Genomic DNA, 22,197 nt, shown 5'->3' with positions numbered 1-22,197 from the left:
ATTTTCACTCATTGCAGTAATTTCAGGGTAAATCAGGAAAAAGGTACGCAAAACGCAATAATCAGGGGCAAAAAGTGTGACAAGGGCTACGTCATATAGCGGCGACGTGTATAATAAGCTCGTATGTAGGCTCTCTTTCGACAATCACATACATAAGATACTCATGGCTCAAGGCACGCTTTATATTGTTTCTGCCCCCAGTGGCGCGGGTAAATCCAGCCTGATTCAGGCTTTATTGAAAACCCAACCGTTGTATGACACCCAGGTTTCTGTTTCACACACCACACGCGCTCCGCGTCCGGGTGAAGTGCATGGCGAACATTATTTCTTTGTGAATCATGATGAATTCAAAACCATGATTGGCAGAGAGGCGTTTCTCGAACATGCCGAAGTGTTCGGTAATTATTACGGCACGTCTCGCGAAGCTATTGAGCAAGTGCTGGCTTCCGGTGTGGATGTTTTTCTTGATATTGACTGGCAGGGCGCCCAGCAAATTCGTGAAAAGATGCCACAGGCACGCAGTATCTTTATTTTACCGCCGTCCAAAATTGAGCTGGACCGCCGTCTTCGCGGTCGCGGTCAGGATAGCGAGGAAGTCATTGCAAAACGTATGGCGCAAGCTGTTGCAGAAATGAGCCATTACGCCGAATATGATTACCTCATTGTGAATGATGATTTTGATACCGCCCTCGGCGATCTGAAAACCATCATTCGCGCCGAACGTCTGCGCATGAGCCGCCAAAAGCAGCGTCATGACGCTTTAATCAGCAAACTGTTGGCAGACTGAACCCACATTCAGTATCATGCCCAGTCATTTCTTCACCTGTGGAGCATTTTAAGTATGGCACGCGTAACTGTTCAGGACGCTGTAGAGAAAATTGGTAACCGTTTTGACCTGGTACTGGTCGCCGCGCGTCGCGCTCGTCAGATGCAGGTAGGCGGAAAGGATCCGCTTGTACCGGAAGAAAACGATAAAACTACCGTAATCGCGCTGCGCGAAATCGAAGAAGGTCTGATCAACAACCAGATCCTCGACGTACGTGAACGCCAGGAACAGCAAGAGCAGGAAGCCGCTGAATTACAGGCCGTTACCGCTATTGCTGAAGGTCGTCGTTAATTACTCAGCGGGTCGCCCTTGTATCTGTTTGAAAGCCTGAATCAACTGATTCAACACTACCTGCCGGAAGACCAAATTAAGCGTCTGCGGCAGGCGTATCTCGTTGCACGTGACGCTCACGAGGGCCAGACACGTTCAAGCGGTGAACCCTATATCACCCATCCAGTTGCCGTTGCCTGCATTCTGGCCGAGATGAAACTCGACTATGAAACGCTAATGGCGGCTTTGCTGCATGATGTGATTGAAGACACTCCCGCCACCTACCAGGACATGGAACAGCTTTTTGGTAAAAGCGTTGCTGAACTGGTAGAAGGGGTGTCGAAACTTGATAAACTCAAGTTCCGCGATAAGAAAGAGGCGCAGGCCGAAAACTTTCGCAAGATGATTATGGCGATGGTGCAGGATATCCGCGTCATTCTCATCAAACTCGCTGACCGAACCCATAACATGCGCACGCTGGGCTCATTACGCCCGGACAAACGTCGCCGCATTGCCCGTGAAACCCTCGAAATTTACAGCCCGCTGGCGCACCGTTTAGGTATTCATCACATTAAAACCGAGCTCGAAGAGCTGGGTTTTGAAGCGTTATACCCGAACCGTTATCGCGTTATTAAAGAAGTGGTGAAAGCTGCGCGCGGCAACCGTAAAGAGATGATTCAAAAAATCCTCTCAGAGATTGAAGGGCGTTTGCAGGAAGCGGGAATTCCGTGTCGCGTTAGCGGTCGCGAAAAACATTTGTACTCGATCTACTGCAAAATGGTGCTTAAAGAGCAGCGTTTTCACTCGATCATGGACATCTACGCGTTCCGCGTCATCGTTCATGATTCCGACACCTGCTATCGCGTGCTTGGCCAGATGCACAGCCTCTATAAGCCGCGTCCAGGGCGCGTGAAAGACTATATCGCCATTCCAAAAGCGAACGGCTATCAGTCTTTGCACACCTCGATGATCGGCCCACATGGCGTTCCGGTTGAGGTACAAATCCGTACCGAAGACATGGACCAGATGGCGGAAATGGGGGTTGCGGCGCACTGGGCTTATAAAGAGCACGGCGAGACCAGCACCACCGCACAAATCCGCGCTCAGCGCTGGATGCAGAGCCTGCTGGAGCTACAACAGAGTGCCGGTAGTTCGTTTGAATTTATCGAGAGCGTTAAATCCGATCTCTTCCCGGATGAGATTTACGTTTTCACACCGGAAGGGCGAATTGTCGAACTGCCAGCCGGCGCCACACCTGTCGACTTCGCGTACGCGGTACACACCGATATCGGTCATGCCTGCGTCGGCGCGCGCGTCGACCGCCAGCCCTATCCGCTGTCGCAACCGCTTTCCAGCGGCCAAACGGTTGAGATCATTACCGCACCGGGCGCACGTCCGAATGCCGCCTGGCTCAACTTTGTCGTCAGCTCTAAAGCGCGCGCCAAAATTCGTCAGTTGCTGAAGAATCTCAAGCGCGACGATTCCGTCAGCCTCGGCCGTCGCTTGCTGAATCATGCCTTAGGCGGCAGCCGTAAACTGGCTGAAATTCCGCAGGAAAGCATCCAGCGCGAAATTGAGCGTATGAAGCTCGCGACGCTGGAAGATCTGCTGGCGGAAATTGGTCTGGGTAACGCCATGAGCGTCGTAGTGGCGAAGAATCTTCAGCAAGGTGATGCATCGGCAACCGCACAAGCGCACTCCAGCCACGGTCATCTGCCGATCAAAGGTGCAGATGGCGTGCTGATCACCTTCGCCAAATGCTGCCGCCCGATTCCCGGCGACCCGATTATCGCTCACGTCAGCCCCGGAAAAGGTCTGGTTATTCACCATGAGTCCTGCCGTAACATCCGTGGTTACCAGAAAGAGCCAGAGAAGTTTATGGCTGTCGAATGGGATAAAGAGACGGAGCAGGAGTTCATCGCTGAAATCAAGGTGGACATGTTTAACCATCAGGGTGCGCTGGCGAATCTGACTGCGGCAATTAACACCACCACCTCCAATATTCAAAGTTTGAATACTGAAGAGAAAGATGGTCGCGTCTATAGCGCCTTTATTCGTCTCACCGCACGCGATCGTGTGCATCTGGCGAATATCATGCGCAAAATCCGTGTGATGCCGGACGTGATAAAAGTCACCCGTAACCGAAACTAGCCTTATGAATGCACAGCGTTATGCGCGTATCTGCGAGATGCTCGCCAGGCGTCAGCCTGATCTGACCGTCTGCATGGAGCAGGTCCATAAACCTCATAACGTTTCTGCGATTATCCGTACCGCAGATGCCGTTGGCGTACATGAAGTTCACGCCGTCTGGCCAGGTAGCCGTATGCGCACCATGGCCTCTTCGGCGGCGGGAAGCAACAGCTGGGTGCAGGTGAAGACTCACCGCACCATTAGCGACGCCGTCTCCCACCTGAAAAGCCAGGACATGCAGATTCTGGCCACTCACCTTTCAGACAAAGCCGTCGATTTTCGCGAGATTGATTACACCCGCCCGACCTGTATTCTGATGGGGCAAGAGAAAACCGGCATCACGCAAGAAGCATTAGACCTTGCGGATCAGGACATTATCATCCCGATGATTGGTATGGTGCAGTCACTCAACGTCTCTGTCGCTTCGGCACTGATTCTCTACGAAGCACAGCGCCAGCGGCAAAACGCGGGCATGTACCGACGTGAGAACAGTATGCTGCCGGAAGACGAGCAGCAGCGTCTGCTGTTTGAAGGCGGTTATCCGGTACTGGCGAACGTGGCTAAACGCAAAGACCTGCCTTACCCCCATGTGAATGCGCAAGGCGAAATTGAAGCCGATGCTGCATGGTGGGCAACCATGCAGGCTTCCAATATTACGCAAAATCATCCACGTTGCATCGAGGCGGCGGGAAGGATAAAGCGTAAATGAAAGGGCGCCTGTTAGATGCTGTTCCGCTCAGTTCACTAACGGGCGTTGGCGCAGCACAAAGCAGTAAACTGGCGAAAATTGGCCTGCATACCGTACAGGATCTCCTCCTGCACCTTCCACTGCGTTATGAAGATCGTACCCATCTCTATCCGATAGGCGAACTGCTGCCGGGCGTTTACGCCACCGTAGAAGGGGAAGTGCTGAACTGCAACATCACGTTTGGCGGTCGCCGGATGATGACCTGTCAGATCAGCGACGGCTCTGGCATCCTCACCATGCGTTTTTTCAATTTCAGTGCGGCAATGAAAAACAGCCTGGCGACAGGTCGCCGCGTACTGGCCTACGGAGAAGCAAAGCGCGGAAAATACGGGGCTGAAATGTTCCACCCGGAATACCGCGTTCAGGGCGATCTCAGCACGCCGGAGTTGCAGGAGACGCTCACCCCCGTTTACCCGACCACCGAAGGGATAAAACAAGCAACGCTGCGCAAACTCACCGATCAGGCGCTGGATTTACTGGATACCTGCGCCATTGCCGAACTGTTACCGCCAGAACTTCTACAGGGTATGATGAGTCTGCCGGAGGCATTACGCACACTGCACCGTCCGCCGCCATCGCTCCAGCTCAGCGACCTGGAAACCGGGCAACACCCGGCGCAGCGGCGGCTGATCCTGGAAGAATTACTGGCGCATAACCTGAGTATGCTGGCGCTGCGTGCCGGAGCGCAGCGATATCACGCTCTGTCGCTCAGTGCGCAAGGCGAACTCAAAAATCGTTTTCTTGATTCACTGCCCTTTAAACCGACTGGGGCGCAAACGCGTGTGGTGGCGGAAATCGAACGCGACATGGCGCTGGATGTGCCAATGATGCGCCTGGTGCAGGGTGATGTCGGCTCCGGTAAAACGCTGGTTGCGGCACTCGCCGCGCTGCGGGCGATTGCCCACGGCAAACAGGTGGCGATGATGGCCCCGACCGAACTGCTCGCGGAACAACACGCCAATAACTTCCGCCACTGGTTTGCCCCGCTCGGCATTGAAGTGGGCTGGCTGGCCGGTAAACAAAAAGGCAAAGCGCGTCTTGCGCAACAGGACGCCATCGCCAGCGGTCAGGTACAAATGGTGGTCGGTACTCACGCCATTTTCCAGGAACAGGTGCAGTTTAACGGCCTTGCTTTAGTGATCATCGACGAACAGCACCGTTTTGGCGTACATCAGCGCCTGGCGCTGTGGGAGAAAGGTCAGCAACAAGGGTTCCACCCGCATCAGTTGATCATGACCGCGACACCGATTCCACGCACTCTGGCGATGACAGCGTATGCCGATCTCGACACCTCGGTGATCGACGAACTGCCGCCGGGCCGCACGCCGGTCACCACTGTCGCCATTCCGGATACCCGCCGCAGCGATATTATTGACCGGGTGCGTAACGCATGTACCCACGAAGGACGCCAGGCTTACTGGGTTTGTACGCTGATTGAAGAGTCGGATCTGTTAGAAGCGCAGGCGGCGGAAGCCACAAGTGAAGAACTGAAACTTGCCCTGCCTGAGCTGAACATTGGTCTGGTGCACGGGAGAATGAAACCCGCCGAGAAGCAGGCGATCATGGCTGCCTTTAAGCAGGGCGATCTTCATCTTCTGGTTGCGACCACCGTCATTGAAGTGGGGGTGGATGTTCCCAACGCCAGCCTGATGATTATTGAAAACCCGGAGCGTCTGGGGCTTGCGCAATTGCACCAGCTGCGCGGACGCATCGGTCGCGGCGCAGTGGCCTCGCACTGCGTCCTGCTCTACAAATCTCCCCTGTCAAAAACGGCGCAGACACGCCTGCAGGTTCTGCGCGACAGCAACGACGGTTTTGTGATTGCGCAAAAAGACCTGGAGATCCGCGGACCCGGCGAATTGTTGGGAACCCGTCAGACGGGAAGCGCTGAATTTAAAGTGGCGGATTTACTGCGCGATCAGGCCATTATTCCGGAAGTTCAGCGCATTGCGCGCCATATTCACGAACGTTATCCACAACAGGCTACGGCGTTGATCGAGCGCTGGATGCCGGAAACCGAACGTTACTCCAACGCCTGAAGCTAAAACAGCGCGGCGGTTTTCACACCGCCGCATTGTCCTTATTGCGCAAAAATCGGCAACAACAGATACAGCTTAATCACCAGCGCGTTGACGATATCGATGAAGAATGCCCCCACCATCGGCACCACCAGAAACGCCATATGCGACGGACCAAAGCGCTCGGTAATCGCCTGCATATTGGCGATCGCCGTCGGCGTCGCGCCAAGACCAAAACCACAGTGCCCGGCAGCCAGTACAGCGGCATCGTAGTTTTTACCCATCATGCGCCAGGTGACAAACACGGCATACAGCGCCATGAAGATCGTCTGCACCACAAGAATCGCCAGCATCGGCAACGCCAGCGAAGCCAGTTCCCACAGCTTCAGGCTCATCAACGCCATCGCCAGGAACAGTGAGAGACTCACGTTGCCCAGCACCGAAACCGCCCGCTCAAACACGCGATAAAAGCCCGCCAGCGCCAGTCCGTTACTGAGGATCACACCGACGAACAGTACGCAGACGAATGTCGGCAGTTCCAGCACGGTTCCCACCAACATCTGGGCAACCACTTTGCCGACGGTCAGGCAGATGGCGATAAGCGCAATGGTTTCGATCAGCACCAGTGAGGTGATCATGCGCCCAACGTCCGGTTTCTCAAACGCTGTCGGCACTTCCTGATCGTCCGGCATACCGTCTGGCGTGGTGGAGTGCTTCACCAGGTAACGCGCCACAGGACCACCGATCAGCCCCCCCAGCACCAGACCAAAGGTTGCGCACGCCATTGCCACTTCCGTCGCATTGGTAAAGCCATAGCGTTCGATGAACAGCTTGCTCCATGCCGCCCCAGTGCCGTGTCCGCCCGAAAGGGTAATTGAACCCGCAATCAACCCCATCAACGGATCCAGCCCCAACAGGCTGGCCATACCGATGCCGATGGCGTTTTGCATCACCAGTAAACCCACCACCACGATCAGGAAGATGCCGACGACACGGCCACCTGCACGCAGGCTGGCAATGTTAGCGTTCAGACCAATGGTGGCAAAGAACGCCAGCATCAGCGGGTCTTTCAGACTCATATCAAAATCAATTTCCCAGCCCATGCTCTTTTTCAGCACCAGCAGAGCGATTGCCACCAGTAATCCACCAGCAACCGGTTCAGGAATGGTGTATTTCTTGAGAAAGGAGACAGACTGGACCAGCTTGCGTCCCAGCAGCAACGTCAGCGTTGCGGCAACAAGTGTCGATAAAGTATCGAGATGAAACATATTAAGCTCCTTTAAGTACGCATCGCTCATCGCGAACGATATATTCCTCGGTCATTTCTCAGCTCTTAACGAGTAATCGGCATGGATTTTAATCAGAAAAGGTACAAAAGTTATATAAAAAGGTGATTTTATCTGTTTTAAATATTAAGAATAACGATTAGCAAACGTTTGCTTTTGCCACCAGGTCGGATAAAATGCCCGCTTTTACACCACGGGATTGCCTCTGATGTCTGTTAACACTGTCGAGTCAGAAAATGCGCAACCGATTGCGCAGACTCAAAACAGCGAACTGATTTACCGTCTTGAAGATTGTCCGCCGCTTCCTCAAACTCTTTTTGCCGCGTCTCAGCACCTGCTGGCAATGTTCGTCGCAGTCATCACGCCCGCGCTGTTAATCTGCCAGGCGCTCGGTTTGCCGGCCCAGGATACTCAACACATTATCAGCATGTCGCTGTTCGCCTCCGGTGTGGCCTCTATTATTCAAATTAAAGCATGGGGTCCGGTAGGCTCGGGGTTGCTCTCGATTCAGGGAACCAGTTTCAACTTTGTCGCCCCGCTGATTATGGGCGGCACGGCGCTGAAAACCGGGGGGGCGGATGTTCCCACGATGATGGCGGCGCTGTTCGGTACACTGATGCTGGCAAGCTGCACCGAAATGATTCTCTCCCGCGTACTGCATCTCGCGCGCCGTATCATTACCCCGCTGGTTTCCGGTGTGGTGGTCATGATCATCGGCCTGTCGCTGATTCAGGTCGGACTGACGTCCATCGGCGGTGGTTATGCCGCGATGAACGACAACACCTTCGGCTCACCGAAAAACCTGCTGCTGGCGGGGGTCGTACTGGCATTGATCATTCTGCTTAACCGTCAGCGTAACCCCTACCTGCGGGTTGCTTCGCTGGTGATCGCCATGGCCGCAGGCTACGCGATGGCATGGTTTATGGGCATGCTGCCGGAAAATACCGCCCCGACCACGCAGGATGTCATCATGGTGCCAACGCCGCTGTATTACGGACTGGGCATTGACTGGAATCTTCTGCTGCCGCTGATGCTGGTCTTTATGATCACCTCACTGGAAACCATTGGCGATATTACCGCCACCTCCGATGTTTCTGAGCAACCCGTTTCCGGGCCTCTGTATATGAAACGTCTGAAAGGCGGGGTGCTGGCTAACGGCCTGAACTCGTTTGTCTCTGCGGTGTTTAACACCTTCCCGAACTCCTGCTTCGGTCAAAACAACGGCGTGATCCAATTGACGGGCGTTGCCAGCCGCTATGTTGGCTTTGTTGTCGCGTTGATGCTGATTGTCCTGGGCCTTTTCCCGGCAGTGAGCGGTTTTGTGCAACACATTCCAGAACCCGTGCTCGGCGGAGCAACTCTCGTGATGTTCGGTACTATCGCCGCCTCCGGGGTGCGTATCGTGTCGCGCGAACCGTTGAACCGTCGCGCTATCCTGATTATCGCCCTGTCGCTGGCGGTAGGTCTAGGCGTTTCCCAACAGCCGCTGATCCTGCAATTTGCACCGGACTGGGTGAAAAACCTGCTCTCCTCCGGGATTGCCGCCGGCGGTATCACCGCAATCGTTCTGAACCTGATTTTCCCGCCAGAAAAGCCGTAAGCGGAATGTGGCGGCGATCGACAATCGCCGCCACAGAAACGCTCTTTCACTATTCCCGCCTTGAGGATTACGCCTAAATCGTGCATAACTCAGTTATGTGCACTTCGCGGGATGGAAGACCATGAAATTTATTGGAAAGCTGCTTATCTACGTGCTGATCGCCTTTTTGGTGGCGGTTATCGTGCTCTATTTTCTGCTGCAAACCCGCTGGGGAGCAGAACGCGTCAGCAACTGGATCTCTGAAAATAGCGGCTACCACGTGGCCTTTGATGCGATGGATCACCGTTTTTCCTCCCCTTCCCACATCCTGCTGGAGAACGTCACCTTTGGCCGGGATGGTCAGCCTGCCACGTTAGTCGCAAAAACCGTGGATATCGGACTCAGTAGCCGACAACTGACCGATCCCCAGCATGTTGACACCATCCTGCTTAAAGACGGGACGCTGAATATCTCCTCGCAAACGGCGCCGCTTCCCTTCCGGGCCGATCGCTTAGAGCTGCACGATATGGCGTTCAACAGTCCCGGCAGCGAGTGGAACCTGAGCGCGCAACGGGTGGACGGTGGCGTGATCCCCTGGAATCCTGAAGCGGGCCGGGTGCTCGGCAGCAAAGCACAGATCCAGCTCAGTGCAGGCTCGCTGACGCTGAACGACATCCCCGCCACTAACGTGCTGATTGAAGGCAGCATCGACAAAGAACAGGTGACACTTAGCAACATTGGCGCAGACGTCGCACGCGGCGCATTAACCGGCGTGGCGCGACGAAATGCGGACGGCAGTTGGATCGTTGATAGCCTTCGTCTGAACGACATCCGCTTACAAAGCGACAAAGTGCTGGCGGAATTCTTTTCGCCGCTCACGAGCATCCCGTCCCTGCAGATTGGCCGCCTTGAGGTGACCGACGCACGCCTGCAAGGCCCGGACTGGGCAGTGACCGATCTTGACCTCAGCTTGCGCAGCCTGACCTTCAGCAAAGATGACTGGCAGACGCAGGAGGGCAAATTGTCGATGAATGCCAGCGAGTTCATCTATGGTTCGCTGCATCTCTTCGATCCCATCTTAAATGCGGAGTTTTCTCCGCACGGCATCGCGCTACGTCAGTTCACCACCCGCTGGGAAGGCGGCATGATCCGCACATCCGGTCATTGGCTGCGTTCCGGTAAAGCACTCGTTCTCGACGATACTGCCATTGCCGGGCTGGAATACACCCTGCCGACAAACTGGAAACAGTTGTGGATGAAACCATTGCCAGGCTGGCTCAACAGCCTGACGCTGAAGAAATTCAACGCCAGCCGCAATCTGGTGATTGATGTTGATCCCACATTCCCATGGCAGCTCACCGCGCTGGACAGCTACGGCACAAACCTGGGGCTGGTACAAGACCATCAGTGGGGCGTGTGGAGTGGAAACGCCACATTTAACGCTGCGGTGGGTACGTTTAATCGCGTGGATGTGCGTCGCCCCTCTTTGGCGCTGACGGCAAACAGCAGCACGATTAACATCAGTGAACTGAGTGGCTACACCGAGAGAGGATTGCTGGAAGCTACCGCCAGCGTTTCACAGGTGTCGCAGCGTCAGACCCAGATAAGCCTGAACGGACGAGGTGTTCCGGTGAACATCCTGCAGCCGTGGGGTTGGCCAGCATTACCGATTTCTGGCGATGGCAATATCCAGCTCACCGCCAGCGGCACAGTTCAGGCCGATACGCCGCTGAAACCCACGGTGAACGGTCAGTTACACGCTCTGAATACAGAGAAACAGCAGGTCGAGCAGACGATGACGGGGGGCGTAGTGTCGACGGTTCCGGCTGCAGTTCCGACTGCGACTCCCCCCTCACCCCAGCCCTGAAACGAAGCCCGGTAAGCACAGCGCCACCGGGCAATTTTAGGCTCAGGTGCCAACAAAAACGCCGGGTGGCGGCTTCGCCTTACCCGGCCTACACATCAAACTCCGGCACCATACACATCCCCTCGCCCCTTTGAGGAGAGGGGAACAGCATCACAGGTGAATCACCAGCTCATTTCCTGCCGCTTTCACCACCACACCCCACTCGCTGCTGGCGTAAGAGCCGCCTTTCACGTCAGCGATCTGCAGGATGTTACGCAGGCACAGCGTCCAGTCGCGCGCGTCGCCTTCGCCCGTTACCGTGAGCGTATTGTGGGTACGCTTCGCTTTTAGCGTGAAGATAACCGAACCGTCTGCGGCAGGAACTTCGCAGAACGTTTCACGCCCCTCTTCCAGGTGGAACAGCTGGAAAGCGGTGCCTTCATGCCAGGCGTAATCCGGCTTCTGGCTATTGCAGCCCAGCGCCAGCAGGGTGTTGTCTCGCACGTACACGGGCAAACTCAGGACGTCATGCAGCTGTTTGTGCCATCGGCCACCCGCGACCTCGTCATTGCGCCACAGGTGCGTCCAGCGGCCTTCCGGCAGATAAAACTGCACGTCGCCCGCTTCAGAGAACACCGGTGCCACCATCACGGAATCCCCCAGCATGTACTGGCGGTCGAGGTAATCGCAGGCGGGATCGTCCGGGAATTCAAGCATCATGGCGCGCAGCATCGGCGTACCGCACTCGCGAGCAAGCGCCGCCTGCCGGTACAGATACGGCATCATCCGGCATTTCTGTTCAGTGAAATAGCGCACCACATCGCAGGATTCGTCGTCGTACGCCCACGGCACCCGGTAGGATTTGCTGCCATGCAGGCGACTGTGGCTGGAGAGCAACCCAAACGCGCACCACCGTTTGTAGACATGCGCTGGTGCGGTATTTTCGAACCCGCCAATATCATGGCTCCAGAAACCAAAGCCGGAGAGGCCGATAGATAACCCGCCGCGCAGGCTCTCCGCCATCGATTCATAGTTGGCGTAGCAGTCGCCGCCCCAGTGTACCGGGAACTTTTGCGCACCGACGGACGCGGAGCGCGCAAACAGTACCGCCTCCTCTTCGCCGACGGTCTCTTTGAGCACGTTCCAGACCAGTTCGTTGTAGATGTACGCATAATGGTTGTGCATTTTCTGCGGATCGGCACCGTCGAACCACTGCACATCGGTCGGAATACGTTCGCCGAAGTCGGTTTTAAAACAGTCGACGCCGATATCCACCAGGCCTTTCAGCTTGTCGGCATACCATTTACAGGCATCCGGATTGGTGAAGTCATAAATCGCCAGGCCCGGCTGCCATTTGTCCCACTGCCACAGAGAGCCATCCGGGCGTTTGAGCAGATAGCCTTTCTCTTTCAGTTCCTTAAACACCGGCGATTTCTGGCCAATGTACGGGTTTATCCACACACAGACCTTCAGCCCTTTGGCTTTGAGGCGGCGGATCATCCCCTCCGGGTCCGGGAAGGTCACCGGGTCCCACTCAAAATCACACCACTGGAAGGCCTTCATCCAGAAGCAGTCAAAGTGGAAAACATGCAGCGGCAAATTGCGTTCCGCCATACCGTCGATAAAGCTGTTGACCGTTGCTTCATCGTAGTTGGTGGTAAACGAGGTGGTGAGCCACAGGCCGAATGACCACGCGGGCGGCAGCGCCGGACGCCCGGAGAACTGCGTATAGCGGTTCAGCACCTGTTTCGGGGTCGGGCCGTCGATCACGAAATATTCCAGAGACTCGCCTTCGACGCTGAACTGCACTTTAGAGACTTTCTCGGAGCCGACTTCAAAGGAGACGTTTTCCGGATGGTTCACCAGCACGCCGTAGCCGCGGTTGGTCAGATAGAACGGAATATTTTTGTACGACTGCTCGGTACTGGTGCCGCCGTCGCGGTTCCAGGTTTCAACCGTCTGACCGTTACGCACCAGCGCGGTAAAGCGCTCGCCCAGGCCGTACACCGTTTCGCCGACGCCCAGATCCAGGCGCTCAAACATGTAGTTGCGGCCGGTATTCCCGTCCTGCACGTAGCCGTTGTTTTTCAGCTGGCTGCCGGTGATGCGCTGCCCATCGCGCAGAAAATCCAGCGCCCAGAACTCGCCCTTGGTGACACGCACGCTGAGGTTGCCGCTTTTCAGCACGGCAAATTCCGCGTTGTTTTCAATCTCAACCTTCACGTCTTTTCGCACGTTCAGCGGATAGTGCGGACCGTTATTAAGCTGACCCTGGAAGTGCTCGATGCGTACACCGACAATCCCTTCCTGCGGCGAGAACAGGCGAACCGTAAACATCAATGTGTCGAGCTGCCAGGTGCGTTCGCGCACGTCGCGCGGCGCAACGTACACCACCAGGTCGTTGCCCTGCTGCTCCACATCAAACACCTGAACCGGATACGTCACATTCAGGCCCGGCTGAATGAGCCAGTTACCGTCACTGATTTTCATACTTTTATCCTCTTAGTTCTGCAGTTCTTTGCTGACCGGCAGGGTTTCAAACGCCTGCTGGTTGCGGCGCGCGCCTTGCGCCAGCTCACCCATAATTTTGGTCAGGAATGGCGTTTTCAGCGTGTAATAGCGTTTGGCGATAATCGCGCTCAGTACGTAGCAGACCGCTGGCGCCAGGGTGAACAGGCCAATGATGATGCTGAGGGTAGCGCTGTTCTGCGTTTTGGCTGCGGCATCGTAGCCACCGCCTGCCAGCATCCAGCCAATCATCGCCCCGCCCAGCGCCAGGCCGAGTTTCAGCACGAACAGCGTGCCTGCGAAGCTGATGCCGGTCAGGCGTTTGCCGTTGGTCCATTCACCATAGTCGACGGTGTCGGACATCATGACCCACTGGATCGGCGTTACCAGTTGGTGCAGTACGCCAATCACGAAGATAAAGGCGAACATCAGGATTGTGGCCTGCATCGGCACGAAGAACATCGCCACGCTCACTACCGCCAGTGCAGCGTTGGTCCACCAGAAGATACTGACTTTACATTTCCAGTCGGTGAGCGGTTTTGCCAGCGCGGAGCCAATCAGGTTGCCGACGCAGTAGGTGGTGAGGAACGCGACGAAGATTTCCGGCGAGCCCATGATCCAGGTGCAGTAGTACATCATCGCACCGCCGCGCACGCAGACGGCAAGGATGTTGAGAATGGTGAGCGCGCCAACGACGCGCCACTGGTCGTTTTGCCAGATGTCGCGCAGGTCTTCACGCATGGAAGTGGTGCTCGGCGGCACCTGGATACGTTCTTTGGTGGTAAAGAAGCAGAACGCCAGCATCAGAAATGCCACCACGGAGAGCACCGCGATCCCGCCCTGGAAGCCAAAAGCTTTGTCGTCGCCGCCAATCAGTTTCACCAGCGGCATCATCAGCACCGTGGAGAGCATGCCGCCCGCTGTCGCCAGCACAAAGCGCCAGGATTGCAGGGAGATACGCTGCGTCGGGTCGTTAGTGATCACGCCGCCCAGCGCGCAGTACGGAATATTCACCACGGTATAAAGCAGGGTCAGCAGCGTGTAGGTAACGGCGGCGTAAATCATTTTGCCGTTCAGGCTGAGATCCGGCGTGGTGTAGGCCAGCACACAGACAATGCCGAACGGGATGGCGCCAAACAAAATCCACGGACGGAACTTGCCCCAACGGCTGCGGGTACGGTCGGCAAGCAGACCCATGCACGGGTCAGAGATGGCATCCAGCGCACGCGCCAGCAGGAACATGGTGCCGACGAAGCCAGCGGGAATACCAAAAATGTCGGTATAGAAAAACATCATGTACAACATGACGTTATCAAAAATGATGTGGCTGGCGGCGTCACCCATGCCGTAGCCAATCTTCTCTTTAACGGATAACAATTCACTTTTCATCTGCTTATCCTTGGTGCTATGAGACCGGTTACAGACGTTGTAAACCATACTTGTGGGCGCGAGTATTCCGTTATTTTGTTATCAACTTACGATTCTTGTTTTCTGTGATCGGTGTAGCGCTGCCGGAGAGGTGAAGATGTAACTAATGGATTTTATAAGGATTTATATGAAACCGATCATAGTAAGACGAAACGGTACGGAAAAAAGTGTGATTAGTGATGTGGAAACGCCAGGAAGTAGCTATAATGCGCCCCGCCTCCATGTAGCAATCGAGGCGCGGAAGATCGTCATCTCCGGTGAGGTGGCTGGACTTCAAATCCAGTTGGGGCCGCCAGCGGTCCCGGGCAGGTTCGACTCCTGTGATCTTCCGCCAAAATTCATTCTTCGATATCATTTCAAGCATTAGTTAAATTGCACCTCTCATATGAGAGGTAATAACCTATTCAAGATAACGTGTTACACTAATGTAGGGAATATATTCAGATCGCCTAATTAAAAGGAATTACCATGGATACTGTGATTCATACGTTAAATGCACGAGGTAACATCATGCTAGAAGTTTTTCGTGATTATTTTTCTTTGACTCCAGAAAATATTCGCGTACAAATCTATCATTTTAAAAAATACCTTGTACAGTCTCTGAAAAATAAAAATATTAATTATGATGATTTGAAGAATGCGCTAATACCTGATAAAAAGAAAAAAGATATTGTTTTGGTTTTTGACTCATCGCTAATAGAAAGTGATTGGTATGGAAATGAAGTATTCAAAAAAATAATACCGATATTTAACAAAAAAAGTAGTCATAGTATATTGGTAGGCGATTATTTAGGCAATCATTTCGATCAAGGTTTGCTCTGCGAATTTTTACTTGAAACTCTTGTTATAAGAAATAACTCAGAGTATAAGCATAGCACACAGTATTATATGGTATATATAAACAACTTATCAAATGAGATGTTTAATGCCTTTGATGAAAATTTAAAGAATTACCTCCCATATATTGGCTATGCTGATATGTCTTACACATCTCGCCTAAAGACAGTTTTGTCTACAATGTTAGTTGATTTATTTATAAAACATAAAAACATTATTATACAAGGGCATGAGCCTGATAGAATTGACTCCGAAGATGTAAATATTAGTGGTTATCCATTTGAGAATAGTGGTTTTGTTTGTAAAAGTGTTAATTCTGATCTATATGGTATTTTATTGTCATATAAAATAGAAAGACCTGTGATAGATGGTTTTAAAGTCGATACTCAATTTTCTCTAAACGCAATTCATTTAGATATACAAGAACTAAACACAATGAATATTGTCGTCGATGAGGCCAAACTAAAATATATTCGCGACAATAAAATCGGTTCTCTTCTGTCCGCAGGGTTGGAGAATATATCGTCTCAAGAGTTAGCTAATGAGATAAAACAGAAAATTAACTCAAATTATATATACTCAATGTCATACAATACAGAATACAACACATCCAAATTCAATATCCTTTTAGAGTTTATTAATACACAAAATAATAAACCAGTGAAGTTATTGGCAGGGATAGAATATATCCCATCAAAAAAAATATTGAGATTGATTACATTATTTTAATGTATCCTATCCTTTTAAATAAGCTGTGCATATTATTAAACATGCACAGCTTTAAAGTCCGTTAATGATATAGGTTCCATTTACTCGTGTTTCAGTCTAAGCATGCAAGCCTCTTTAACCCACTTACTAAAATTCCCTTTCCCCGCTGCTTTCTCGATCTGCTCCAGAAGCTCATCCTCAAAACGGATGTTCTTCATCGTGCTTTTAGTACGGTCAAAATTGGGTTTCTTTTTCTCTTGCATGGTAGGTACCATTTCGGTTAGTTTATCTGCATGTGGTACCTACCACATGGGTTCGTAATTTTGACAACGCCCAGCAGTGTTGGAGCACTAAAGGGCGTCTAACCTCACCAACTATCAAGGAGTTGATTATGGCTGATCCGCATTCTACCCCAGACACCCCGATTGCAAAAACCGATCGCACGCTCATTGTGGGATATCGCCCGCAGGGAACGAATAAAAGCACACCCAGCCTGACGCTTTCAGGGAAATGGTTACGAGACGCGGGATTTGATACCGGGCAACAGGTGACGGTAAAAGTCGCGGAGGGATGTCTTGTTCTGATGACCGGGAGCGAACAAGAGCAAACGCTGCTTGCGGAGTTGAAAGCGGCGCAACGGAAGCTGAAAGAGATTGAAGGGGCGATGTCGTTCGCGCACTAATTGCAGTCAGCCAGATATGGTGATATTCCTCTGGAAAGCTGCTCGCAAAACCACGTTTGAATTAGCAGGATCAGAATCAATCTCTGGCATACTAAGCGTTCTACAGCGTAGTACGTCGAATTAAAGCGGAGGCGACATGGCAGATAAAAGCGTAACCCCATCCCCATCAGGGGAATTTGTCATGTTTGCCAGTGAAGACGGCACTGTTCATATTACTTGTCGTTTTGAACATGAAACGCTATGGCTCTCACAAGCAGCCATAGCGAACCTTTACCAGGTAACGCCTCAGGCCATTACGCAACATATTAAATCGATTTATGAAGAAGGTGAGCTTGAACAACAAGCAACTTGTAAGGCTTACTTACAAGTTCAACAGGAAGGCCAGCGCCAGGTAAATCGCAACACACTTCACTATAGCCTGCCCGTCATTCTCGCCATCGGTTATCGCGTCCGCTCCGTGCGCGGCACGCAATTCCGTCAGTGGGCCACCCGAACGCTGCGGGAATATCTGGTTAAAGGATTTGTCATGGACGATGAGCGGCTGAAGAATCCGCCGGTCAACTCATCTTCCGTACCCGACTATTTCGATGAGATGCTGGAGCGCATCCGTGATATCCGCGCAAGCGAACGTCGGGTTTATTTACGGGTGCGGGAAATTTTTGCACTAGCGTCGGACTACCAACCCTCACTCAACGAAACGACGCAATTTTTTCAGATCATCCAGAATAAACTGCATTTTGCCTGCACAGGCCATACTGCTGCGGAGTTGATTCACCAGCGTGCCGATGCTAATCAACCGCATATGGGCTTAACCAGCTATAAAGGCGAGGAGATCCGTAAAAGTGATGTAACCGTCGCGAAAAATTACCTTAATCAGAATGAAGTGAAGGAGCTTAATCGGATCGTCAATATGTGGCTCGACTTTGCCGAAGATCAGGCAAGACGTCGCCAGCAGGTGTTTTTACAAGACTGGCAAAACAAGCTGGATCAGTTCCTGCAGTTTAACGACCGTGAAGTGCTGGAAGGTTCAGGCAAGATCAGCAAGAAAATGGCGGATGAAAAAGCACAGGCAGAATATATTCAGTTTGAAAATCAGCAGCGTCGACTGAAAGAAGCCGAAGGCGAGAAGAATATTTCCAGTTTGCTACAGTGGAAAAACGAAGCGAAGAAGTAGCCCAGCCCCCCCCTGAACAAGCAAACATATTTTTCGCGAATGCACATGACTCTACCGATTTATCTTACCCGGTATTTGAATCCAACCTTTGCGCCCGCTACACCATAGCACCTATACACCAAGGCGCGCCTACTCAGCGTTCTGCCGCTTCTGTTACAATGCCTGCCGCCGGATCTTAGTTAGTCATGCTCCTGCTGGAGCGTGACGTCGCTGGCATCCATAATCTATCAGCGACGCGTTGCATTTCACATTGCATGATATGTCCGCTAAATGCAGTCGAGCAGTTAACCCGCTCCGGAGAATACTATGCTCAAATATATTCTTTTAAATTACATGCCAGGCTTAAAGAATTTATTAGATTACGAAAAAAGCTGGCTAAAACAGGATATTAGAGCTGGATTATCCGTCGCGGCGGTGGCGCTTCCTGTTGCCATTGCGTATGCCGAGCTGGCCGGTGTGGGGGCTGTCGTCGGGCTGTATTCCTGCATTTTACCGATGATTGCCTATGCGCTGTTTGGTTCTTCCCGACAGCTGATTGTGGGCCCCGATGCCACCACCTGCGCTGTTATCGCGGCCGTCGTTATTCCTCTGGCCGCCGGAAACCCTGAACTTCACTGGCAGCTAACGATCGTCATGACACTGATGATGGGCGTGTGGTGTATTCTTGCCAGCCAGTTTCGTCTTGGCGCCATTGCCGACCTGCTTTCACACCCGATCCTGACCGGTTTACTTAACGGTGTTGCCATCACCATTATCGTGGGGCAACTGGGAAAAGTGCTGGGAATTACGCTCAACCAGGAGCAGGTGATTGAGAAAATTATCGCCTTACCGGGTCGGATCCCGGACAGCCATTTATTAACCGCCGCGATTTCACTGCTAACGTTCGCCATCCTCATTACTGTCAAGAAGTTCCGCAGCCAGTGGCCAGCCCCTTTAATTGCCATCATATTGATGACACTACTGATGTGGTGTACCCCGGCACAACAGCTTGGTGTTGCCACCATCGGCGGCGATAATTTTCAGTCAGGTCTGCCCGTTGTCCACTGGGGAACATTCCAGCCCGGTTTAATGCGTGATTTAGTGATCCCGGCGCTCAACCTGGCGTTAGTCAGTTTTGTCAGCCTGATGCTGACAGCGCGCAGCTTTGCGGCCAAAAACGGCTATGGGATTAACGCCGACGTTGAATTCAGAGCCCTCGGCATTGCGAACATCATGTCCGGTTTATCGCAGGGATTTGCTATTAGCGGCGCAGACTCCCGCACCGCAGTAAATGACGCCAACGGCGGTAAAAGCCAGCTGGTGTCTATTATCGCCGCGCTGGTGATTGCGGTTATCGTCTTGTTCTTCACTGACCCCTTAAAATACATCCCGGTCTCCGCCCTCGGCGTCGTTTTAATTTTTGCCTCATGGTCGTTGATCGATTTACGTGGGCTGTGGGGGCTGAGAAAACGAAATAAACCAGCCTTCCGTCTGGCCTGCTTTACGTTTGTCTGTGTGTTATTGATTGGCGTTATTCAGGGAATCGGGCTTGCCGTATTACTGGGGTTGCTGCAATTTTTGCGCACCGTATTTCGTCCGACTGAGCAACTGCTCGGGACAGATGAAAATGGGATGATCCATTCCTTAGGTAATACCAACGATATCAAAATGGTCCCTGGTGTCATGATGTATCGCTTTAATTCACCTCTGACCTATTTTAATGCGGCCTATTTTAAACGGCGGATACTGAATCTGGTTGATGGCGCCACGTTTGATCCCAAATGGGTGGTGATTGACGCCGTTGCGTGCTTTACCCATCCGGATATCAGCGTATTAGCCACCATTGATGAATTAATCAATGAACTCCAGACCCGCAACATCATGTTAGTGCTGGCAGGCCGAAAAACGGAGTTAACACGCTGGTTTACTGAACACCGACCGATGATGGACGAGAGTAATATTATCTTTGCTCCCGACCTTTATCTGGCGCTCAGGCTAATTCAAAGTAAAGACAGTATGGATCAGGACGCGTAACCGGCGGCGTTCACAGACTGTACCAAAAGCGCATACCTGAACACTTTTGGTACGGTCGACATTTCGCGTCGGGTTCGGGTTCAGGGAAGTAACGGCTCCAGCGCGTCACAGCGCGCTTTTACCGCTTCATGCAGCAAACGCACGGCGGCGGAGAGCTGTTTGCGGTGCGGGCAGATCATGTTTAATGGCGCGCTCTCGCCCTGATATTCCGGCATCAGCACCTGCAACTTTCCGTCTCGCACATCGTCACAGACGTCCAGCCAGGACTTGTACGCAATCCCTTCTCCTGCAATCGCCAGCCGCCGGATGACTTCGGCATCATCGCTCATCATGACGCCATTCACCTGCACGCTACTGACTTCGCCGTTGCGGATGAACGTCCAACGGTCGTGAAGACGCCCACGCAGCACGAACGTCAACGCATTGCGCTGCGCCAAATCCTCCGGGCTGTGCGGTTCGCCATGTTGCGCAATCCAGTCTGGCGAGGCCACCAGCACGCGGCGATTGCCGGGGGCAACAGGCAGCGCGATATACGAGGCGTCTTCGGTATGCCCATAACGAAACGCGACATCAACCGGATCTTTGAACACATCGGCAATCTGATCGGAGAAAAATATCCGCAACCGTAGCGCGGGATGGCGACGGCGGAAGGACTGAAAAACAGGCAACAGCAGGTTTCGCCCGAGGTCGGACGGCACGGCAATTTGCAGCATCCCGGAAATCTCATCGTCCGGCGTCTGGATCTTTTGCAACCCCGCGTACATCGCCTCCAGCATCTGGCGGGCGTAGGGTAGCCAGATTTCACCTTCCGGCGTCAGGCGCAGGCTGCGGGTCGAGCGGGCGAACAAGCGAATGTTTAATATGGATTCCAGCCGTTTGATAGCCGAACTGACCTGAGCAGGCGGTACGCCGGCTTCTCGTGCGGCGTCACTAAAACTGTTTAACGCCGCAGCGCGGACAAACAACGTGAGATCTTCAAGGCGGAACATGTGCACTCCCCGAGTATAAGTCCGATCGCCATCAGGCTATTTTTCCCGTTCTGCCGTCGGTTTGCCATCGAATTATTTAGACAGGATATCCACGCGGTTACCGGTGACGACTTGCACATTATCTCTGCTATGATGCCTGCACATAAAAAAGACAAAACAACACGCAGAGGAAATAATGAGTTCCACCAGAAGAGGGATGATGAACGTCCTGATCGCCGCCGTATTGTGGGGCAGTTCAGGGGTATGCGCGCAGTACATCATGGAGCAAAGCCAGATGTCGTCGCAGTTTCTAACGATGACGCGTCTGATATTCGCCGGACTGATTCTCCTCATGCTCTCCTTTGTGCATGGCGATAAGGTGTTTTCCATCCTCAGGAATCGCAAAGACGCCCTGAGCCTGCTGATCTTCTCCATCGCAGGCGCGCTCACCGTACAGCTGACCTTCCTGCTCACTATCGAGAAATCCAACGCCGCCACCGCCACGGTGCTGCAATTTTTGTCACCGACGATTATCGTGGCGTGGTTCGCGCTGGTGCGTAAAGCACGGCCCGGCATTCTGGTGCTGACCGCCATTCTCACCTCGCTGATTGGCACCTTTTTACTGGTGACTCACGGCAACCCAACGTCGCTGACAATTTCACCTTCCGCGCTGTTCTGGGGAATAGCCTCGGCCTTTGCCGCCGCGTTTTATACGACCTACCCCTCTACGCTGATTGCGCGATACGGCACGTTACCGATTGTCGGCTGGAGTATGTTAATCGGCGGGGTGATCCTGTTGCCGTTTTACGCTGGAGAGGGCACCCACTTCGTGGTGAATGGCAGTCTGATTCTGGCGTTTTTCTATCTGGTGGTGATCGGCACGTCGCTGACGTTCAGCCTGTACCTGAAAGGCGCGCAGATGATTGGCGGGCCGAGGGCCAGTATTCTGAGCTGCGCAGAGCCATTGAGCAGCGCATTGCTCTCACTGCTGTTGCTGGGGATCACGTTCACCCTGCCGGACTGGCTGGGTACGCTGCTGATCCTCTCCTCAGTAGTGCTGATTTCAATGGACTCCCGCCGCCGCGCCAGAGGGGTCTGATGTCCACCGGCGCGGCA

At 53.1% G+C, this 22,197-nt stretch carries 17 protein-coding genes and 1 tRNA gene; 13 read left to right on the top strand and 5 right to left on the bottom strand.

The window, feature by feature from the left end; translation table 11 throughout:
* The first annotated feature begins 163 nt into the window (after nucleotides 1-163).
* The 5 genes from gmk to recG are packed head-to-tail and all read left to right on the top strand — an operon-like array spanning nucleotide 164 to nucleotide 6,073.
* Nucleotides 164-787, top strand: coding sequence for a guanylate kinase (gene gmk, locus AC07NP_RS03650; RefSeq protein WP_203359566.1), 624 nt, complete (start codon nucleotides 164-166; stop codon nucleotides 785-787).
* A 54-nt stretch (nucleotides 788-841) separates the two neighbouring features.
* Nucleotides 842-1,117, top strand: a complete 276-nt coding sequence (rpoZ, locus tag AC07NP_RS03645) for a DNA-directed RNA polymerase subunit omega (protein ID WP_000135058.1) — start codon at nucleotides 842-844, stop codon at nucleotides 1,115-1,117.
* Between the two features lie 18 nt (nucleotides 1,118-1,135).
* Nucleotides 1,136-3,247, top strand: coding sequence for a bifunctional GTP diphosphokinase/guanosine-3',5'-bis pyrophosphate 3'-pyrophosphohydrolase (gene spoT, locus AC07NP_RS03640; protein WP_494659612.1), 2,112 nt, complete (start codon nucleotides 1,136-1,138; stop codon nucleotides 3,245-3,247).
* Between the two features lie 4 nt (nucleotides 3,248-3,251).
* On the top strand, nucleotides 3,252-3,995 hold the full coding sequence (gene trmH, locus AC07NP_RS03635; protein ID WP_494659611.1) for a tRNA (guanosine(18)-2'-O)-methyltransferase TrmH: 744 nt from the start codon (nucleotides 3,252-3,254) through the stop codon (nucleotides 3,993-3,995).
* Entirely contained in the window at nucleotides 3,992-6,073 is a 2,082-nt protein-coding gene (recG, locus tag AC07NP_RS03630) for an ATP-dependent DNA helicase RecG (RefSeq protein WP_494659610.1), read from the top strand. The genes trmH and recG overlap by 4 nt, the downstream gene beginning before the upstream one ends.
* A 41-nt stretch (nucleotides 6,074-6,114) precedes the next feature.
* Here the strand turns inward: recG and gltS are convergent, their stop codons facing one another.
* Nucleotides 6,115-7,320, bottom strand: coding sequence for a sodium/glutamate symporter (gene gltS / locus AC07NP_RS03625; RefSeq protein WP_203359563.1), 1,206 nt, complete (start codon nucleotides 7,318-7,320; stop codon nucleotides 6,115-6,117).
* Nucleotides 7,321-7,546: 226 nt separating this feature from the next.
* Between gltS and xanP the strand changes: the two genes are divergently transcribed.
* Nucleotides 7,547-8,938 (top strand): xanthine/proton symporter XanP, encoded by a 1,392-nt coding sequence (gene xanP, locus AC07NP_RS03620; RefSeq protein WP_192614080.1) that lies wholly within the window; start codon nucleotides 7,547-7,549, stop codon nucleotides 8,936-8,938.
* Nucleotides 8,939-9,059: 121 nt separating this feature from the next.
* On the top strand, nucleotides 9,060-10,784 hold the full coding sequence (locus AC07NP_RS03615; RefSeq protein WP_494659609.1) for an AsmA family protein: 1,725 nt from the start codon (nucleotides 9,060-9,062) through the stop codon (nucleotides 10,782-10,784).
* A 150-nt stretch (nucleotides 10,785-10,934) separates the two neighbouring features.
* Here the strand turns inward: AC07NP_RS03615 and yicI are convergent, their stop codons facing one another.
* Both yicI and AC07NP_RS03605 read right to left on the bottom strand, forming a co-directional pair.
* Nucleotides 10,935-13,253 (bottom strand): alpha-xylosidase, encoded by a 2,319-nt coding sequence (gene yicI / locus AC07NP_RS03610; protein ID WP_494659608.1) that lies wholly within the window; start codon nucleotides 13,251-13,253, stop codon nucleotides 10,935-10,937.
* A 12-nt stretch (nucleotides 13,254-13,265) separates the two neighbouring features.
* The gene (locus AC07NP_RS03605) at nucleotides 13,266-14,660 is read right to left on the bottom strand and encodes a glycoside-pentoside-hexuronide family transporter (protein ID WP_494659607.1); all 1,395 of its coding nucleotides are present in this window, start codon (nucleotides 14,658-14,660) and stop codon (nucleotides 13,266-13,268) included.
* A gap of 278 nt (nucleotides 14,661-14,938) precedes the next feature.
* Between AC07NP_RS03605 and AC07NP_RS03600 the strand changes: the two genes are divergently transcribed.
* Together AC07NP_RS03600 and AC07NP_RS03595 are read left to right on the top strand one after the other, a co-directional pair.
* A tRNA-Sec gene (locus AC07NP_RS03600) sits at nucleotides 14,939-15,033 on the top strand.
* A 134-nt stretch (nucleotides 15,034-15,167) separates the two neighbouring features.
* Nucleotides 15,168-16,265 (top strand): hypothetical protein, encoded by a 1,098-nt coding sequence (locus AC07NP_RS03595; RefSeq protein ID WP_494659606.1) that lies wholly within the window; start codon nucleotides 15,168-15,170, stop codon nucleotides 16,263-16,265.
* Between the two features lie 80 nt (nucleotides 16,266-16,345).
* On the opposite strand, the gene AC07NP_RS03590 is transcribed toward AC07NP_RS03595, so the two are convergent.
* Nucleotides 16,346-16,507: a YlcI/YnfO family protein gene (locus tag AC07NP_RS03590; protein WP_494659605.1), complete on the bottom strand. Its 162-nt coding sequence runs from the start codon at nucleotides 16,505-16,507 to the stop codon at nucleotides 16,346-16,348.
* A 128-nt stretch (nucleotides 16,508-16,635) separates the two neighbouring features.
* Here AC07NP_RS03590 and AC07NP_RS03585 point away from each other — a divergent pair, with 128 nt between their 5' ends.
* The 3 genes from AC07NP_RS03585 to AC07NP_RS03575 all read left to right on the top strand — a co-directional run bounded on the left by AC07NP_RS03585 (nucleotide 16,636) and on the right by AC07NP_RS03575 (nucleotide 20,113).
* Nucleotides 16,636-16,926 (top strand): SymE family type I addiction module toxin, encoded by a 291-nt coding sequence (locus AC07NP_RS03585; protein ID WP_301700247.1) that lies wholly within the window; start codon nucleotides 16,636-16,638, stop codon nucleotides 16,924-16,926.
* Nucleotides 16,927-17,062: 136 nt separating this feature from the next.
* Nucleotides 17,063-18,100, top strand: a complete 1,038-nt coding sequence (locus AC07NP_RS03580; protein WP_494659604.1) for a virulence RhuM family protein — start codon at nucleotides 17,063-17,065, stop codon at nucleotides 18,098-18,100.
* Nucleotides 18,101-18,406: 306 nt separating this feature from the next.
* Nucleotides 18,407-20,113 carry a SulP family inorganic anion transporter gene (locus tag AC07NP_RS03575; protein WP_494659603.1) on the top strand — a complete coding sequence of 569 codons (1,707 nt, stop codon included), beginning with the start codon at nucleotides 18,407-18,409 and terminating at the stop codon, nucleotides 20,111-20,113.
* 80 nt (nucleotides 20,114-20,193) lie between these two features.
* Here the strand turns inward: AC07NP_RS03575 and AC07NP_RS03570 are convergent, their stop codons facing one another.
* Nucleotides 20,194-21,102 carry a LysR family transcriptional regulator gene (locus AC07NP_RS03570; protein ID WP_494659602.1) on the bottom strand — a complete coding sequence of 303 codons (909 nt, stop codon included), beginning with the start codon at nucleotides 21,100-21,102 and terminating at the stop codon, nucleotides 20,194-20,196.
* Nucleotides 21,103-21,277: 175 nt separating this feature from the next.
* Between AC07NP_RS03570 and AC07NP_RS03565 the strand changes: the two genes are divergently transcribed.
* Nucleotides 21,278-22,180 carry a carboxylate/amino acid/amine transporter gene (locus AC07NP_RS03565; protein ID WP_203359543.1) on the top strand — a complete coding sequence of 301 codons (903 nt, stop codon included), beginning with the start codon at nucleotides 21,278-21,280 and terminating at the stop codon, nucleotides 22,178-22,180.
* Nucleotides 22,181-22,197: the final 17 nt, after the last annotated feature.

The organism is Citrobacter sp. GW821-FHT07H02, assembly GCF_059418505.1.
This window is presented reverse-complemented; position numbering and strand designations above follow the sequence as displayed.

Bases quoted from the DNA above. Each gene is read 5' to 3' on its own strand.
- AC07NP_RS03595 (WP_494659606.1), top strand. From the start codon at position 15,168: ATGGATACTGTGATTCATACGTTAAATGCACGAGGTAACATCATGCTA.
- AC07NP_RS03605 (WP_494659607.1), bottom strand. From the start codon at position 14,660: ATGAAAAGTGAATTGTTATCCGTTAAAGAGAAGATTGGCTACGGCATG.
- AC07NP_RS03580 (WP_494659604.1), top strand. From the start codon at position 17,063: ATGGCAGATAAAAGCGTAACCCCATCCCCATCAGGGGAATTTGTCATG.
- xanP (WP_192614080.1), top strand. From the start codon at position 7,547: ATGTCTGTTAACACTGTCGAGTCAGAAAATGCGCAACCGATTGCGCAG.
- AC07NP_RS03575 (WP_494659603.1), top strand. From the start codon at position 18,407: ATGCTCAAATATATTCTTTTAAATTACATGCCAGGCTTAAAGAATTTA.
- AC07NP_RS03565 (WP_203359543.1), top strand. From the start codon at position 21,278: ATGAGTTCCACCAGAAGAGGGATGATGAACGTCCTGATCGCCGCCGTA.
- gltS (WP_203359563.1), bottom strand. From the start codon at position 7,320: ATGTTTCATCTCGATACTTTATCGACACTTGTTGCCGCAACGCTGACG.
- rpoZ (WP_000135058.1), top strand. From the start codon at position 842: ATGGCACGCGTAACTGTTCAGGACGCTGTAGAGAAAATTGGTAACCGT.
- AC07NP_RS03615 (WP_494659609.1), top strand. From the start codon at position 9,060: ATGAAATTTATTGGAAAGCTGCTTATCTACGTGCTGATCGCCTTTTTG.
- AC07NP_RS03570 (WP_494659602.1), bottom strand. From the start codon at position 21,102: ATGTTCCGCCTTGAAGATCTCACGTTGTTTGTCCGCGCTGCGGCGTTA.
- AC07NP_RS03590 (WP_494659605.1), bottom strand. From the start codon at position 16,507: ATGCAAGAGAAAAAGAAACCCAATTTTGACCGTACTAAAAGCACGATG.
- yicI (WP_494659608.1), bottom strand. From the start codon at position 13,253: ATGAAAATCAGTGACGGTAACTGGCTCATTCAGCCGGGCCTGAATGTG.
- gmk (WP_203359566.1), top strand. From the start codon at position 164: ATGGCTCAAGGCACGCTTTATATTGTTTCTGCCCCCAGTGGCGCGGGT.
- trmH (WP_494659611.1), top strand. From the start codon at position 3,252: ATGAATGCACAGCGTTATGCGCGTATCTGCGAGATGCTCGCCAGGCGT.
- recG (WP_494659610.1), top strand. From the start codon at position 3,992: ATGAAAGGGCGCCTGTTAGATGCTGTTCCGCTCAGTTCACTAACGGGC.
- AC07NP_RS03585 (WP_301700247.1), top strand. From the start codon at position 16,636: ATGGCTGATCCGCATTCTACCCCAGACACCCCGATTGCAAAAACCGAT.